Origin of the sequence: Halomonas sp. BDJS001 (assembly GCF_026104355.1) — a bacterium.
Lineage (GTDB): Bacteria > Pseudomonadota > Gammaproteobacteria > Pseudomonadales > Halomonadaceae > Vreelandella.
This window is the reverse complement of record NZ_CP110535.1, coordinates 445,646-460,734: the sequence shown is the minus strand read 5'-3', so window position 1 is coordinate 460,734 and position 15,089 is coordinate 445,646. Positions and strand designations below refer to the sequence as shown.

At 55.8% G+C, this 15,089-nt stretch carries 18 protein-coding genes and 1 rRNA gene; 12 read left to right on the top strand and 7 right to left on the bottom strand.

What is annotated here, in order from left to right:
- Positions 1-457: 457 nt before the first annotated feature.
- Positions 458-2,227 (top strand): type I secretion system permease/ATPase, encoded by a 1,770-nt coding sequence (locus OM794_RS02345; protein ID WP_226250059.1) that lies wholly within the window; start codon positions 458-460, stop codon positions 2,225-2,227.
- Positions 2,224-3,564 carry an HlyD family type I secretion periplasmic adaptor subunit gene (locus OM794_RS02340; protein WP_226250058.1) on the top strand — a complete coding sequence of 447 codons (1,341 nt, stop codon included), beginning with the start codon at positions 2,224-2,226 and terminating at the stop codon, positions 3,562-3,564. The genes OM794_RS02345 and OM794_RS02340 overlap by 4 nt, the downstream gene beginning before the upstream one ends.
- 62 nt (positions 3,565-3,626) lie before the next feature.
- Here OM794_RS02340 and OM794_RS02335 read toward each other — a convergent pair whose 3' ends face one another.
- Positions 3,627-4,562 carry a LysR family transcriptional regulator gene (locus OM794_RS02335; protein ID WP_226250057.1) on the bottom strand — a complete coding sequence of 312 codons (936 nt, stop codon included), beginning with the start codon at positions 4,560-4,562 and terminating at the stop codon, positions 3,627-3,629.
- A 140-nt stretch (positions 4,563-4,702) separates the two neighbouring features.
- Between OM794_RS02335 and OM794_RS02330 the strand changes: the two genes are divergently transcribed.
- The 3 genes from OM794_RS02330 to OM794_RS02320 all read left to right on the top strand — a co-directional run bounded on the left by OM794_RS02330 (position 4,703) and on the right by OM794_RS02320 (position 6,912).
- Positions 4,703-4,969 carry an NAD-dependent epimerase/dehydratase family protein gene (locus OM794_RS02330; RefSeq protein WP_265154235.1) on the top strand — a complete coding sequence of 89 codons (267 nt, stop codon included), beginning with the start codon at positions 4,703-4,705 and terminating at the stop codon, positions 4,967-4,969.
- Complete coding sequence (locus tag OM794_RS02325; RefSeq protein ID WP_413927725.1) at positions 4,903-5,760, top strand: SDR family oxidoreductase; 858 nt, start codon at positions 4,903-4,905, stop codon at positions 5,758-5,760. Before OM794_RS02330 ends, OM794_RS02325 begins: the two co-directional genes overlap by 67 nt.
- A 207-nt stretch (positions 5,761-5,967) precedes the next feature.
- Positions 5,968-6,912, top strand: coding sequence for a co-chaperone YbbN (locus OM794_RS02320; RefSeq protein ID WP_226250055.1), 945 nt, complete (start codon positions 5,968-5,970; stop codon positions 6,910-6,912).
- Positions 6,913-6,928: 16 nt separating this feature from the next.
- Here the strand turns inward: OM794_RS02320 and OM794_RS02315 are convergent, their stop codons facing one another.
- On the bottom strand, positions 6,929-8,095 hold the full coding sequence (locus tag OM794_RS02315; RefSeq protein WP_226250054.1) for a MalY/PatB family protein: 1,167 nt from the start codon (positions 8,093-8,095) through the stop codon (positions 6,929-6,931).
- A gap of 37 nt (positions 8,096-8,132) precedes the next feature.
- On the opposite strand from OM794_RS02315, the gene OM794_RS02310 reads away from it, so the two are divergent.
- The 5 genes from OM794_RS02310 (at position 8,133) to OM794_RS02290 (ending at position 10,563) form a co-directional block, all read left to right on the top strand.
- Positions 8,133-8,564 carry a hypothetical protein gene (locus OM794_RS02310; protein WP_226250053.1) on the top strand — a complete coding sequence of 144 codons (432 nt, stop codon included), beginning with the start codon at positions 8,133-8,135 and terminating at the stop codon, positions 8,562-8,564.
- Between the two features lie 95 nt (positions 8,565-8,659).
- Positions 8,660-9,067, top strand: a complete 408-nt coding sequence (locus tag OM794_RS02305) for an acyl-CoA thioesterase (protein ID WP_035576454.1) — start codon at positions 8,660-8,662, stop codon at positions 9,065-9,067.
- A 41-nt stretch (positions 9,068-9,108) separates the two neighbouring features.
- A complete protein-coding gene (locus OM794_RS02300; protein WP_007111787.1) occupies positions 9,109-9,411 on the top strand; it encodes a hypothetical protein in 303 nt (100 codons plus the stop codon).
- 12 nt (positions 9,412-9,423) lie between these two features.
- Positions 9,424-9,945: a DUF501 domain-containing protein gene (locus OM794_RS02295; RefSeq protein ID WP_226250052.1), complete on the top strand. Its 522-nt coding sequence runs from the start codon at positions 9,424-9,426 to the stop codon at positions 9,943-9,945.
- A 75-nt stretch (positions 9,946-10,020) separates the two neighbouring features.
- A complete protein-coding gene (locus tag OM794_RS02290) occupies positions 10,021-10,563 on the top strand; it encodes a TIGR00730 family Rossman fold protein (RefSeq protein WP_226250051.1) in 543 nt (180 codons plus the stop codon).
- A gap of 21 nt (positions 10,564-10,584) precedes the next feature.
- On the opposite strand, the gene OM794_RS02285 is transcribed toward OM794_RS02290, so the two are convergent.
- Both OM794_RS02285 and OM794_RS02280 read right to left on the bottom strand, forming a co-directional pair.
- Positions 10,585-11,097 (bottom strand): hypothetical protein, encoded by a 513-nt coding sequence (locus tag OM794_RS02285; RefSeq protein ID WP_226250050.1) that lies wholly within the window; start codon positions 11,095-11,097, stop codon positions 10,585-10,587.
- Positions 11,098-11,131: 34 nt separating this feature from the next.
- Positions 11,132-11,626, bottom strand: a complete 495-nt coding sequence (locus OM794_RS02280) for a tetratricopeptide repeat protein (protein ID WP_226250049.1) — start codon at positions 11,624-11,626, stop codon at positions 11,132-11,134.
- Between the two features lie 245 nt (positions 11,627-11,871).
- Here OM794_RS02280 and OM794_RS02275 point away from each other — a divergent pair, with 245 nt between their 5' ends.
- Positions 11,872-12,903: an NADP(H)-dependent aldo-keto reductase gene (locus tag OM794_RS02275; protein WP_226250048.1), complete on the top strand. Its 1,032-nt coding sequence runs from the start codon at positions 11,872-11,874 to the stop codon at positions 12,901-12,903.
- A 133-nt stretch (positions 12,904-13,036) separates the two neighbouring features.
- On the top strand, positions 13,037-13,816 hold the full coding sequence (gene yaaA / locus OM794_RS02270; protein ID WP_226250047.1) for a peroxide stress protein YaaA: 780 nt from the start codon (positions 13,037-13,039) through the stop codon (positions 13,814-13,816).
- A gap of 10 nt (positions 13,817-13,826) precedes the next feature.
- Here the strand turns inward: yaaA and OM794_RS02265 are convergent, their stop codons facing one another.
- From OM794_RS02265 to rrf, 3 genes are all read right to left on the bottom strand, one after another.
- Positions 13,827-14,402 (bottom strand): isochorismatase family protein, encoded by a 576-nt coding sequence (locus OM794_RS02265; RefSeq protein WP_226250046.1) that lies wholly within the window; start codon positions 14,400-14,402, stop codon positions 13,827-13,829.
- A gap of 114 nt (positions 14,403-14,516) precedes the next feature.
- Positions 14,517-14,705: a hypothetical protein gene (locus tag OM794_RS02260; RefSeq protein WP_088698775.1), complete on the bottom strand. Its 189-nt coding sequence runs from the start codon at positions 14,703-14,705 to the stop codon at positions 14,517-14,519.
- 197 nt (positions 14,706-14,902) lie between these two features.
- Positions 14,903-15,018 (bottom strand): 5S ribosomal RNA (gene rrf, locus OM794_RS02255).
- Positions 15,019-15,089: the final 71 nt, after the last annotated feature.

Below are 15,089 nucleotides of genomic sequence, written 5' to 3'. Positions count from 1 at the left end.
GTAGCAAGCGGTGGCGAGAAGCACCGTTTTGTATCTAATTGTTACAACAAGTCACCAAAATAATATTAATAAAGTCAATGTAATCAACCTCATATTAATAATCACATAGAAACACTGAGCGTTAAGCGGGGATATTGTGACAAAAAAAACAAGCGTTTTTCAGTAGAAAAATACCCCCTCGCCTGACGGTGAATCTCACCGATTAGAAAAAACGCACACTACTTATCACCTCAAACAAAACTAAAAAATTAATAGCTGCCTTTAAAAATAAACTGATACGATAAATAACAAATAAATTACATATTGATTACAAAAGAGTGGCATTGCTTTCAAGATAGGTAGGTGGTCAACAGGCGATGCCCCTTTCATGGTGACCCACATTACTGACTGACAAAGGTGCGGTTGTTAGTCATAGCTGGGCCTAAAGAACCATCCAACAATGCCCTGGAGCTCAGCCATGTTGAATTCACGCGAGGGGACAGATCTGCAGAAAGTGCTGAGCACCTGCCGAAGCAGTTTCCTTTACGTTGGCCTATTCAGTTTGTTTATTAACTTGCTGATGCTCGTGCCGCCCCTCTACATGCTGCAGGTTTACGACCGGGTCATCACCACACGAAGCCAGGAAACACTGCTGATGCTGACCCTGGTTGTGGTCTTTCTTTTTGTGGTCATGGGCGGGCTAGAGTTAATGCGTTCGCGCATACTCGTAAGGATCGGTAACAAACTCGATGTACAGATCAGTCAGCGTTTGTATTCGGCCATGTTTAAACGCTCACTGATGATGCCCGGCAAGCCCTCGGCGCAACCGTTGAATGACCTGACGACACTTCGTCAATTTCTTTCCGGCAATGGCCTGTTTGCTTTCTTCGATGCCCCTTGGGTACCGATCTATATCGGTGTGCTTGCGCTGTTCCATCCCTGGTTTGGGCTCTTCGCCTTGGGGGCAGGCATCATCCTGGCGACACTTGCCATCATTAACGAAGTCACCACCAAATCGCTTCTGAACGATGCCAACAGTCAGCATGTGATGTCCCAGGACTTAGCCAACAGCAATCTGAGAAACGCAGAGGTGCTCCACGCCATGGGTATGCTGCCCGGGATCATGGGGCGGTGGAGCGCTCGCCATCGCGAATACCTGGTTCTGCAATCCAGAGCCAGCGATAGAGCCGGGCTGATCACCAACACCTCCAAGGTGCTAAGGCTGATGTTCCAGTCGTTGATTCTTGGCTTAGGGGCTTATCTGGTACTTGGGGGAGACCTGACGCCCGGCATGATGATTGCCGGATCTATTCTGATGGGGCGGGCACTGGCGCCTATCGATCAAATGATTAACGGCTGGAAGGGGTTTGCTGGCGCTCGTACCGCCAAGGCGCGCCTAGGGGAGCTACTGGCGGCGATACCTGCTGAAGAGCCGCGCATGCCACTTCCCAAACCTAAGGGGCGTCTCGCGCTTGATGGCGTCACGGCAGCGCCGCCCGGACAGAAGCTGGCCACCCTACGCGATATCAACCTAACCATCGCCAAGGGCGAGCACATCGCCATCGTGGGGCCCAGCGCCTCCGGCAAGTCGACGCTTGCGCGTGTGGCGCTGGGTATTTGGCCGAGTCAGTTCGGCTGTGTTCGCCTGGATGGCGCCGATATCACCCAGTGGAACCGCATGGCACTGGGGCCCCACATTGGCTACCTGCCCCAGGATATTGAACTCTTCGATGGCACGATCTCGGAGAATATTGCTCGCTTTGACGAAGTCGACCCTGAAGCAGTGGTACTGGCGGCGCAGAGAGCCGGTGTGCATGACATGATTCTCGAACAGCCGAACGGCTATGACACTTGGCTCTCCCATGGCGGTAATGCCCTCTCCGCAGGCCAGCGCCAGCGTATCGGCCTGGCGCGGGCGCTGTATGGCCAACCCGTACTGATAGTTCTGGACGAGCCCGATGCCAATCTGGACGATGCCGGGGAGCACTCGCTTGCCCACTGTCTGGTTCGGCTGCGTCAGGAAGGCACCACAGCACTAATCATTACTCATCGCTCGCTCCTGCTGAGAAATGTTGATCGGGTATTAGTGTTGAAAGAGGGCCAGATCGCCTCACTTAAACCACCCACTAGAGTAGCGCCGGTGACCCAAATGACAGCTGACGGTGGCCGACCCGTGTCGCCCCAGCGCGTGACGTCGCTTAAACCCAGTGCACGCGGCCGCCATGGCGGCGAGGAGGCTCGGTCATGAACCTGCAAAAGTCACCAGACAACAATACCGCCGCTGAGAAACCCGATGCGCTGCCGGTTGAGGATACACGCTACCGCCGACTGGGGATCGCCATCCTGATTATCGCCGTGGGTGGCTTTGGCAGTTGGTCAGTGTTCGCTAACCTTGCGGTCTCGGTTGTGGCGCCAGGCTCCGTATCAGTAGAGAGCTTCACCAAGACCGTGCAGCACTTGGAAGGCGGTATCGTCAAAAGTATCGAGGTAGAAGATGGTGATCATGTTGAAACGGGCGATATCCTGATGGTGTTGGACGATACCCAGGTACGCTCACAGCTGCGGGTCACCCGCTCTGACTATCTCATCAGCCGAGCGACCGAAATCCGACTACTGGCTGAGTTGAGCGACGCCGAAACGCTCCACTTTCCCGAGGAGTTGACCACCTCGGACTATCCCCGTGTGAGGGAGGTGCTTGAAGTACAACGCCGTTTATTCGATTCCCGACGGGAGTCGCTCACAAGCACGCTTGCTTCTCTTGATGAACAGATGGTGCAAATGAATGAGCAGATTGAGGGGTTGATCAATACCCAGACCATCAATCAGCGCCGTATCAGCTCGCTTGAGGGCGACGCCGCCAACCACCGAAAACTGTTTCAAAACGGCATGATCAGCAGTCAGCGGATGCACGAACTGGAGCGCGAGAGCCTCGAATATCAAAGCATCAATGCCCAGCACGCCTCAGAAGTCGCCCGCCTGCATTCGCAAATCAGTGAAAATGCGCTGCAAAAACAGGTTCGCCTGCAGGAGTTTCAGCAGCAGGTAGGCGAAGCCCTACGCCAGACCCAAGCCGAAGTGGCCGACGCCGAAGAACGTCTCACCGCCCTAATGGATAAGGTGAACCGCACGGAGGTGCTGGCACCGGTGTCGGGAACGGTGGTAGGGCTGAAAGTGCATACGCTGGGCGGCGTTATCCGTTCCGGTGACCCTCTGCTTGATATTGTGCCAACCGATGTGGGCTTTATTGTAGAAGCCAAGGTGCCAGACCATGATATCGACCACCTTTATATGGGCCAGCCTGCCGAGATACGTTTCAGCGCTTTCAACCAGCGCCTTTCAAATATCATCGACGGCGAGGTTATCCACGTCAGTGCCAACAGTTTCGAGGATGAAGCGACCCGGGCCCGCTATTATAAGGTGCGCCTGCGCGTCACCACCGTAGGGCAAGAAAACATGACCGAAACCATGAAATTGCTCGCTGGTATGCCAGCTGAAGTGATGCTGCGTACAGGCGAAAGAAGTTTTTCGAGCTACTTGGCCAAACCCATCAACGACATGTTGGCCCGAGCCATGCGTGAAGATTGACGGTTTTTGCATGTGCAGTTGCAGGTTAAACGTTCTCAGACATCTTCTCTGTATTATCGGCGCTAATCCTGCTGTTCACGCCAGCGATCCCAATCTGGTGTAGACCCAACCATCTCAAAAAGGTGCTCCAGAAAAGCGCTTACCTTACGGTTGTGTAGGCGACGCTGAGCATAGAGCACGTGGATCTCGCGCCTGCCCGGCATAACTTCGCACTCCCACGCTTCGAGTATCGGCACCAGTGCGCCGGATGCCAATTCGTCAGCGATCAGCCAGGTGGGAAACATCACCAGCCCCTGCCCCATTAATGCGGCGCGCACCAAACTTCCGGCATCGTTGCTGTAGAGGCTGCCGTCGACTTTATAAGTGCAGGCTTGTGACTGATTAGCAGTATTGAAATACCAGCGCTGGCGGCCCATTTCGCCCTGGTAGAGTAAGCAGTCATGCTGGCTCAGATCGTCCGGGCGGGTGGGCGTACCACAACGTTGCAAATAGTCGGGCGCCGCGGCCACCACATAATTCATTGGCGCTAGGCGGCGCGCCACCAAGGTGGAATCCGCCAATGCCCCAACGCGAAAGGTGATATCGATGCCCTCGCGCACCGGGTCGGTCAGTTGATCGGTCAACATCAGTTCGGCTTTGATCGCCGGGTAGCGGCGCTGGAAGTGATGCAGGATCGGCACGATTTGGCGCTGGCCGAAAGCCACCGGGGCGTTGAGACGTAGCACGCCGCTAGGCTCGGTATTGGGCGCCATTAGCGCTTCGGTCGCCAGGTCGAGCCGCTCCAGTATCTCGCGAACTTCCTGATAGTAGCGCCACCCCGCTTCGGTCAGCGTCACAGCCCGGGTATGGCGGTAGAACAGCTGCTGGCCAAGCGCCTCCTCTAAAGAGGCAATCTGACGTGAGACCGACGACACCGCCCGATGAAAATGACGTGCAGTGACGGTAAAGCTGCCGGTCGCGGCGACGCGCTCAAAGATACGTAGCGCATTGAGATCCATCAAGTTGCTCCTCCCGCAATAAAGATTTCCGATTTTTCCAATTGTAGCAATGATCCTTGGAGACCAGACTGCTTTTCATCGGACACAAAGCACATGTCCGCTGCCCGTTCCGAAAAACTTGTCTGCAAAAGGAGTTAACCATGCGCAAAGGCACAGCATTAGTCGTCGGCGCTACCGGTATTACCGGCGGCAACCTAGCCAGCTACCTCACCGCTAGCGGGTGGAGTGTCTACGGATTATCTCGTCGCCCCTCTGATCAAGCAGGAGTCATTCCCGTCGCTGCCGATCTGCTAGATCGCGAGGCCACCTCTGAAGCATTGGCGGGGCTACCCATCACCACGTGTTTTATTGCACTTGGGTGCGTCGTGACAATGAAAAGGCTAACGTCGAGGCCAACGGCGCAATGATGCACAACTTGCTCGACGCTCTGCAGGGCGCAAGCTTGGCGCACGTCTCGTTGGTGACTGGCACCAAGCAGTACCTGGGTGCCTTTGAGAACTACGGTAGCGGTAAAACCGAGACGCCGTTTCGTGAATCAGCCCCCCGCGTCCCTGGCGAGAACTTCTACTACACCCTCGAAGACATCATGTTCGCGACGGCGGAGCGTGACGGCTTTAGCTGGAACGTGCACCGTCCGCACACGGTGATCGGCTATGCCCGGGGTAACGCCATGAACATGGGCGTGACGCTGGCGGTTTACGCCTCTATCTGCAAGGCAACGGGTAAACCGTTCACCTTCCCTGGCTCGCAGGTGCAGTGGAACGCCTTGACCGATCTAACCGATTCGCTGGTGTTAGCGCGGCAGATGGAGTGGGCGGCGACCACGCCCGGCGTCCACAATGAAGCCTTTAACACGGTCAATGGCGATGTATTCCGCTGGCGTCGACTGTGGCATGAAATTGGCGAATTCTTCGAGCTCGAAGTAGCGGACTGCCCGGAAACACCGCAGCCGCTAGAGACGCAAATGGCCGATATTGCGCCTACCTGGGCCGAGATTGCCAAACAAAAAGAGCTCGTTGAAGCCGATGTCACCCAACTGGCTTCCTGGTGGCACACCGATGCCGACCTGGGGCGCGAGCTTGAGTGCGTCAACGATGTCACCAAGTCCCGTGACTTCGGCTTTGACCACTTCCGCGAAACACGCGCAGCGTTTTTCGACCTGTTCGCCCGCCTACGCGCGGAGCGCATCATTCCTTAAGCAATTTCAGAAACAATCTCAGAAGCAGTGCCAGAAACAGTAGCTCCACCAGGGCGCCTAACCGCGCCCAGTTTCTGTTTTATCAAGTTCACGCCGCTTGAAACCCACTAGCAGTGAGTTTTATTTCCCTTCTTTTCCTTGAATCCACCGGCATATGCCTGCATATCATGGGGAACTATTGTTCATTTTTTGATGCCGAGTCTACCCATGCAGATTATTGATCCCCGCTCAGGTAAACCGCTAACTGCGGATACCGGAAATGCCGACGCTCCCGCGCCTGACGCTAACCAGGCAGCGGTGCGCCCTGAAGAAGTTATTATCGAGCTCAATGCTGGCAATATTCAGCAGGTGCTGGAAGCCTCCATGCAGGTGCCGGTGCTACTGGGCTGCTACTCGCCGTCCAACGCTAGCAGCAGCACTCTCCTCACGGTGCTAGAGAAGCTGGTGGTTGAGTACGCAGGCGCTTTTCTGCTCGGCAAACTCGATATTGAAGCAAACCCCGAAATCGGCGGCCAATTGGGCGTGCGTTCAGTGCCCGATGTGAAGCTGATTAGCCAAGGCGGCCTAGTGGATGGCTTCCAGGGTGCGTTGCCGGAGAAAGAAGTGCGCGAGTGGCTCAATCGCTACTTCCCAGCCACCGGTGAAGCGCCGCCCACCCCGGAAGAGCAGGCGGAAGAAGCGCTTAAATCCGGTGACACCGCCGCTGCCCACGAGATATATCAAACCCTGATGGGCCAGTATCCAGAGCACTATGCCTACCAGGTAGCCTTCGCACGGGTATTGGTGGCCGAAGGGCGCGGCAGTGAGGCCCGTGAAGTACTCGATAACCTGCCCCCGGAAGAGCGCGACGCGGCACCTGCGCGTGGCGTACGCGCCAGCATCGAGTTTAGCGAGCAGGCACTCTCAGCAGAAGAGATTGCGGCCCTGGGTGATCGTACCGATAGCGAAGCGCAGTACCAGCGCGCCCTGCGCCAAGTGGCCGACGGTCATTACGATGAAGGGCTCGAAGCGCTGCTGGCGCTGATGAAGCAGGATCGCGCCTATAACGATGACGCGGCGCGCAAAACGCTGCTGCAGGTGTTCGACGCCCTGGGCGCCGACCACCCGCTGACCGTAGCTTACCGCCGTAAACTCTTTGCAATGCTGTACTAAGATCTTCTGAAGGCTTTCAATTCCGCTTCAGCAGGGAATCCATACGTGACAGCGCTGCTTCCAGCTGGGAAGCGGTGGTACCAAAGTTAAGCCGCACAAAGCCGGGGCTGCCAAAGGCCGCCCCATCCGAAAGCGCTACTCCCGCCTCTTTTAGCAGCGTCTTATGCGGCGCATCGCCTAGCCCTACCTCGCGCATATCCAGCCAAGCTAGATAGGTCGACTCCGGCGCACTCCAGCGCACGCCCGGCCAAGCCGCTACGCGCGCCTGCAGCGTCCCACGATGTTCACGTAGCACGCTTAACAGTTCCTGGCGCCACGGCTCACCATGTCGATACGCTGCTTCCGCCGCGACCAAGCCGAGCACGTTTCCATCGGGAAGTAGCCCTTTGGTAGCCGCTGCAAACCGCTCACGCAGTGCAGAATCGGGAATCACCGCACAAGCGCTGGTTAAACCCGCTAGGTTAAAGGTTTTCGACGGTGCCCATAGTGTAATGGTGCGCTTCGCTAATAGAGGAAATGCCGCGGCTAACGGGCGGTGCTGGGCGCCTTCTTCTAATAAAAGGTCACAGTGCAGCTCATCGGAGACCACCCACAGGTCGTGGCGCTCAATCAGCTCAACCAGCGCAGCAAGCTCCTCATGCCGCCATACTCGCCCCGTAGGGTTGTGGGGTTGGCACCACAGCAGCAAGCGCGTACGCGGCGTAATAGCGGCCTCCAAGGCAGCAATATCGAGCTGCCAAGAACCATTGGGGGTTGAAGGCGCTGCTAGCATCGCTTGCTGGGGCAGTCGCCCGGTGCGCTTTGCAACCTCTAAAAATGGCGGGTAGATAGGCGCCACCGTCAATACACCGTCACCTGGTTCGGTCAGCGCTAACGCCGCCAGGTGCAAGGCCGGCACGACGCCCGGCAGCCACTGCTGCCACGCCGGCTGAATAGGCCAGTCATAGTGGTGTGCGCTCCACTGACACAGGGTTTCTGTTAACGTAGCAGGCACTTCGCCATAGCCATAGACACCGTGGGCCACCCTGGCCTGCAAGGCATCAATCACCGCGGGCGGGGAGCGAAAATCCATATCGGCGACCCAAAGGGGTAACACATCGTCGCCGTAACGGTGCCACTTTTGCGATGCCCAGCCACCTTCTGGGTGGCGTCGCTCCACAGGCGTGGCAAAATCGTAGGCCATGACAAATCTCACTCATTGAATAGGGGTTGTGCCAAGCATGCCGCAAGATGACTTTTATACCAAGATGCGCGCTGGGCTATCTGCGCTGCTGCGGCAATGGCGCTCGTTAGGCCAAGCGGATAGTGACCAACTAGCGCTTATTTTGGCTGAAACAGCGCGGGTAGCGAAATTAGGCACGCCTGATGCCACGCCCAGCGGCGCCACCCTTGAGCAGTGGAGCCAAGATGAGCTAGGGGAAATGCCGCTATGGGCGCCGCGCACGGCGGTTTTTCTGCTCAATCAAATGCCCGCTCGCCCAACCCCCGATAGCGACGCTGAAGCCTGCGCCTGGGCGTACTGCTGGCTGCGCAACCGTTCGTTTGATTCACTGCAAGCGGCGCATGAAGCGCTCCCTGCGCACTTAAAAGCGCCTCTGGAAGAGGCGCTAGAGGCCGCCTGGCGCGACCAACAGGGGCTGCGTTTAGTATAAGCAAGCACTTGACCAAGCGCTTGCTTGGGGTAATCCTGAATAACCCTGTGATGCCAATAACCACTCCTAACCCCGCATAACAATAAGGATACGTCATGTTTACCCGCACCATTGAGCCTGCGTTTTACGATACCGACGCTTTAGGGCATATCAATAACACCCGCTTGCCCGCATGGTTTGAGCTTGCCCGCAATGACCTGTTCAAACTCTTCACCCCTGACTTAAACCCTAAGCAGTGGCGCTTGATTATGGCCCGTATGGAGGTCGACTACCGTGCTGAACTGTTTTACGGTCACGATATCGAAATACGGACTTACTTAACGCGATTAGGCAATAGCTCGTTTACGGTGACCCAAGAGGCGCGGCAGCATGGCAAGCTCACTAACCTAGGGCATACCGTTATGGTGCAGTATGACCATCAGGCCAAGTGCGCCATGCCTATTGAGGGTGACCTGCGCGAGGCGCTAACGTCACATCTGCAAGACGCGCCTGAGCCCGCCTGATTGACGCTGCCCCGCGCTGACGGGGCAACAGGAGCCTGATAATGGCAATCCGCTACAACCTCTGGATAGACCCTGACAACGTCGCCCAGCATCGCGCCGTGGAGGCAGACCTTGAGCGCTATTTTATTGAGCGCTTTGCCGACTATCCGCATATCCGCTTGTTTGGTGCCGACCCCTACGATTATGATGCCCCCTTCAATCGCCTTTATGACGTGCTAATGGCACGAGCCGCTGAATACTGTGAGCGGACGTGGTGCTATGTCGCGTCGCCTGAACAGCTCAATCGCTGCTTTTTCCGTGCCGTTGGCCGCTCGACTAAATTTGTTCAAGACGACCGTTCGTGAGAGACCAACCCAATGGTGATACGCACCAACCAAGCGCCTGACGAACGTCAGCTCGCCATTATTGCCCAGCAGCTTGGCCGCGCACCGCGTGGCATCGAAGCGGTCGCCGCCACCGACGGTGAAGGTACGCCGCTAGTACTGCGCATGGCGCCGATTGTTGATAGTAAACCCTTTCCTACCCTGTATTGGCTCTGTTCTGATGTGCTGAAAGTTGAGATTTCCCGCATCGAAGCCGTTGGGGTTATCAAAGCACTCGAACAACGCCTACAGGAAGAGCCCGAATTTCTTGAGGCTTACCAACAGAGCCATCGCGACTATGTGACCGCCCGCTGGGACGCTATGAGCGATGCTCAGCGTGCAGAAGTCGCTAAGCTAGGTTACACCAAGGTGATGACCGAGCGTGGTATTGGCGGAATCAGCAACTGGCACCAGATACGCTGCCTGCACACCCAATACGCCCACCACCTTTGCGGTGACAATGTGATTGGGCAGTGGATGGATGAGCACTACCAGGTAGACCGCTGTTTACCCTAACCCCCTTGGTAAGCTCGTGGTCTTTTTGGCTACCATTTTAGCTACGCTCATTTTTTAACGATAGGGAATAAACGAATGGCTCGAATTTGCGTTTATCTTGGCTCCCGTGAAGGTAACAGCCCTGCCTTCCGCCAGGCGACCAATCAACTGGGACGCACGCTCGCTGAACGCGGCCATACTCTGGTATATGGCGGAGCACGTGTTGGCCTGATGGGCGAGCTGGCTAACGCAGCACTTGAGGCTGGTGGTGAAGTCATAGGTGTCATGCCCGACCACCTGGTGGAGCGCGAACAGGCCCACTTTGGCTTAAGTGATCTGATTCGGGTGCGCAATATGCACGAACGCAAAGCCACCATGGCGGCCAACGCCGATGCGTTTATTGCCTTACCTGGCGGGATCGGCACCTTGGAAGAGCTGTTTGAAATATGGACATGGGGCTATCTGGGCCTGCATGAAAAACCCATGGGGTTGCTGAACATTGACGAGTTCTATTCGCCGCTGCTGACTTTTTTAGACAGCACGGTTAATCATGGCTTTTTGGCATCTCCCACCCGCGAGATGCTGTTAGACGCGCCGTCACCCCATGACTTGCTTGAGGCGCTGGAAGCCAAACTATAAAGCTGATGAGAGGGAGAGTTACTAACGTCCCGGGTGCTCGGTGAGCTTGCGGGTATGCTGATAGGTAAGCTGCAGTAAGCGGGCATCTTCACCTGCCCGGTGGCGGTGAATACCCCGTGCGGCGATCAACGCTTCTTTGGTGTCGCTCCACACTGCCTGCTGCTCCTCGCTCAGCAAAATTCTTAACGCCTCAAGGCGAAACCGCGGCAGCATACCCGCGTGATGAAAGAGCAGCGATAGCCAGGTATTGTCGTAACCCCAGCTATCGCTGTACGCCTTACCCAGCTCGCGCAGCTCATCGTTCAGCCAGTGGGCGACCTGGCGTACCGGGTAGCCCTCTTGAACAAGGCGCTCACGCGTAATGCCGTGCAGCAACTCGGCTTTAGGATCCCAGTGCGTCCACTCCTCCAGCGGTTGAATGAGAAAAGCGCAGCAGCTTCCGTCGGCGCGGGCGATGCCTACTTCGATGGGGTAACTGCCACGCCCAAATCCGGACGCTTCAATATCTAGTACTGTGGGTAGCGTCTCGGACACAACCTTCCTCACTCAATCAAAACGCGGTAACGCTTCATGCAGCGGCCACATCATTTAGTGTCGACTGATCCGCCTGTCGCTGCCAGTAAGCCGCTCGCTCGCCATCTACCGCCAAGCCTAGCTCACCCAGACGATAAGCGCGGGCAAGCCGCTCCGCCGCTAGATAGTGCCCCGACTGAGCGGCACGGGCGTACCACGTGACCGCATAGTCTTCGCGGCGCGGGTATTGAGCACAGCCGTGCTCGTGGATTTGCGCCACCTGGTACTGTGACTTTACATCCCCGGCATGGGCCGCTTCCAGAACGTACCGCGCGCCGCGCGCTTTGTCCTGGGGCGTCTGACTGCGGTGAAACAGCATATGACCATAAACGGAGAGCGCGTCAGGGTGACCCGCCTCCGCACAGCGCTTAAACAAGCGCATCGTTAAACGCTGGGTGCGCGGTGAACGCGGCAGCAACCAGTGATTATGAAACAGCCGTTCAGCTAGGCGAAACTCTAGCCGAGTAAACAACGTTGATGCCTGCAGCATGGCAAACCACCCTGCCTATCTGTTGGAACCTTGGGCCAGCAGTCATGAGATAGCTGCCAACCACACGAGAAACCGGCCTTTAGCCGGTCGATGGGCTGGCAAGCATACGCCTGCCTTTGCGACGACTCAACCCCATTAATTTGCTGCTTGCAAAGAGCCTCGCTACCATGCCATGCAGACGCCGTTTACCAGCCTGGTAATGGTGGCTTATCTTATGGCAATTCCGCCTTAGTAAGGAGATGAACATGCAAACGCGCCCACTTGGCAGAACCGGCCTGGAGGTGAGTCGACTCTGCTTAGGCACGATGACGTTTGGCGAGCAAAATAGCGAAGCTGAAGCCCACGAACAGCTTGATAGAGCCGTGGCGTTTGGCATCAATTTTATTGACACCGCAGAAATGTACCCCGTTCCCCCCATGGCCGAGACCCAGGGCTTAACGGAACGCTATATCGGCAGCTGGCTAAAGCAGCGTGGCGCCAGAGACGATCTGATCATAGCCACCAAGGCAGCAGGCCCAGGGCTTGACCATATCCGCGGTGGCCCGCGTTTAACCCGTGAGCATATTCATCAGGCCATCGACACAAGCCTGGAGCGCCTGAATACCGATTATGTCGACCTTTACCAGTTGCACTGGCCCGACCGGCAAACTAACTTCTTTGGCAAGCTAGGCTACGTACATAGTGAAGACGAAGACGCGACGCCGTTAGAAGAGACGCTCACGGCGCTGAAAGAGCTGGTTGATGCCGGGAAGGTGCGGGCGATAGGGCTCTCTAATGACACCCCTTGGGGCGTAATGCGTTCACTGCAGCTCGCCGACAAGCTCGATTTACCCCGCGTAGCCTCTATTCAAAATCCCTATAACCTTCTCAACCGCTCTTTTGAAGTTGGTTTGGCTGAAATCGCCCACCGTGAAGATGTCGGCCTACTTGCTTATTCACCGCTAGGGTTTGGGGTACTCTCAGGTAAATATCTGAATGGCGCGCAGCCACCTAAAGGCCGCTTGACGCTGTATGAACGCTTCAAGCGCTACACCTCGCCTGAAGCCGAAGCCGCCACCCAGGCTTACGTTGCGCTCGCTGAAAAGCACGAGCTAGATCCTGCGCAAATGGCGCTGGCGTTTGTTAACTCGCGCAGCTTCTTGACCAGCAATATCATTGGTGCGACCACCATGGAGCAGTTGGAAAGCAATCTTGCCAGCGAGAGCCTCAAGCTGGACAACGAAGTGCTAGAGGCAATTGAAGATATTCACCGCCGTATGCCGAATCCCTGCCCTTAACAACAGCCCTTAAAAAAAACAGCCGGCTTTCACAAGGCTATCACCGCTATAGCCTCGACCTTTGCCGAGGCTTGGTATACTGAGCCAACTTATATCAGGCTTTTATTTATCAGGGCACGACCAGGAGCATGCGATGCTGAGTGTTATCTCTCCCGCCAAAACGCTGGATTTTGAAACCCCACCGACCACAGAGCAAGTGTCACAACCCGACTTTCTGAAACACAGCCAAGCGCTTATCACTATTTTGCGCGACTACTCGCCGCAGCAAATCAGCGAACTTATGGGTATCAGCGATAAACTGGCGGGGCTTAATGCGGCGCGTTTTGAGGAGTGGCGCCCTCCTTTCACGCTGGGCAATGCCAAACCCGCTGCGCAGGCTTTTCAGGGCGACGTCTATACCGGCCTGCAAGCAGAAAACTTCAGCGAAGCGGAGAATCGTTATGCACAGTCACATCTGCGCATACTTTCTGGCCTATATGGCCTGCTACGGCCGCTGGATTTGATTCAGCCCTACCGGCTGGAGATGGGCACCAAACTGCCTAACAGTGCCGGTAAGGATCTGTATGCCTATTGGAAGCCCATCCTGACGCCCGCACTCAACGAGGCCATTGCGGAAAGCGGCTCCAACGTGCTGGTTAATCTCGCCTCCAATGAGTACTTCAAAGCGGTAGATACCAAGCAGCTTAATGCCCGGATCATTACGCCGGTGTTTAAAGATGAGAAAAACGGCACCTTTAAAATCATCAGCTTCTACGCCAAAAAAGCACGTGGACTGATGAGCGCTTGGCTTATCAAGGAACAGGTCAACGATCCAGATGGGCTCAAGGCGTTCGATGTGGCAGGCTATCGTTTCGATGCATCGGCATCCCAGGGGGATACCTTCGTTTTCATTCGTAAAGAAGCCGATCGCTAAAGGGAATGGCCTAATAGAAGCGTACGGGGCGTGATGCGCGCGGCTTTAAAAAGCGCTGGTGCGCCTCTTTAAACAGCGCTGTATCGCAGCGGTGTAGCCACTCATAAGCCACCATATCCGCTGTCACCGCCACAGCACCGCTTGCGCAAGCGCGTTCACGGGCAAACGCAGCCTCTTGCGGGCGGCGGCTGGCAGAGGCTTCGCTAAGCCAGTACAGCTCGTAGCCTGCCTCTAATAGCCCTAATCCCGTTTGCAGCACGCAGATATGCGCTTCTGTTCCACACAGTACAATCTGTGTTTTACCCGTTGCGTTTAGCGCTTCACGAAATTCAGTTTCCGCCATGGCCCCAAAATGCTGTTTCTGCCAGAGCTGATAGTCATTTAGGCGGGCGAGCAGTGACGCTGAGGAGCCCCCCAGTTTTTCTGGAGACTGCTCGGTTAACCAAACCGGCACCTCAAGCAGGCACGCCATTTCGCCTAGCCAAGCAGCCTCGTTAACGGCTTCTTGACCACCATCGATCACAGGTAGCAAACCGGCCTGGAAATCGACCATTAACAGCAAGCTTTTATCGCGTTGTAGTAGCACGTTGCCACCTCATTTTTATCGTTATTTAGACTAACCATAATAGACGCGATACAAACAATAAAGCAGCCGCTTTTCAGCGACTGCTTCGGTTAACTCATCAAACAAATGCTTGGCCTAGTTCTCGGCCGCCTCTTCCATATCTTCGCCGAGCTCTTCCATGCTCTCACCGGCATCTTCTGCGGCGTCATCAATGTTTTCACCCGCTTCTTCAGCAGGGCCTTGATCGTCACAAGCGATCAGTCCGCCCGCCATCAAAGCCATAAATAGAGCGATTGCTAACTTCTTGGCTACTTGCGTCGTCATACCGTTTCTCCTCCTGAGATTTTACTTCTGGGCACGTGCAGCATAATACTAGATGCTGCGTGGCAACAATACCATGCCGAATGCACAAGCTATTGTTATTCTTGGCATAAAATGCCGAAAAATCGCACGTTAGTGTGAGGTGTGAGGCAAAAAAAATCCCCCAAGGCGCAAGCCCCGGGGGATTTTTCATAATAAGTGCCTGACGATGACCTACTCTCGCATGGGGAGACCCCACACTACCATCGGCGCTAAGCGGTTTCACTTCTGAGTTCGGCAAGGGATCAGGTGGTTCACGCATGCTATGGTCGTCAGGCGTAACTGTTAATGCATATCATACTGACTAGGGCTAAATTGTGCTCGTCTCATTGCTTGCCGCCCTGGCGT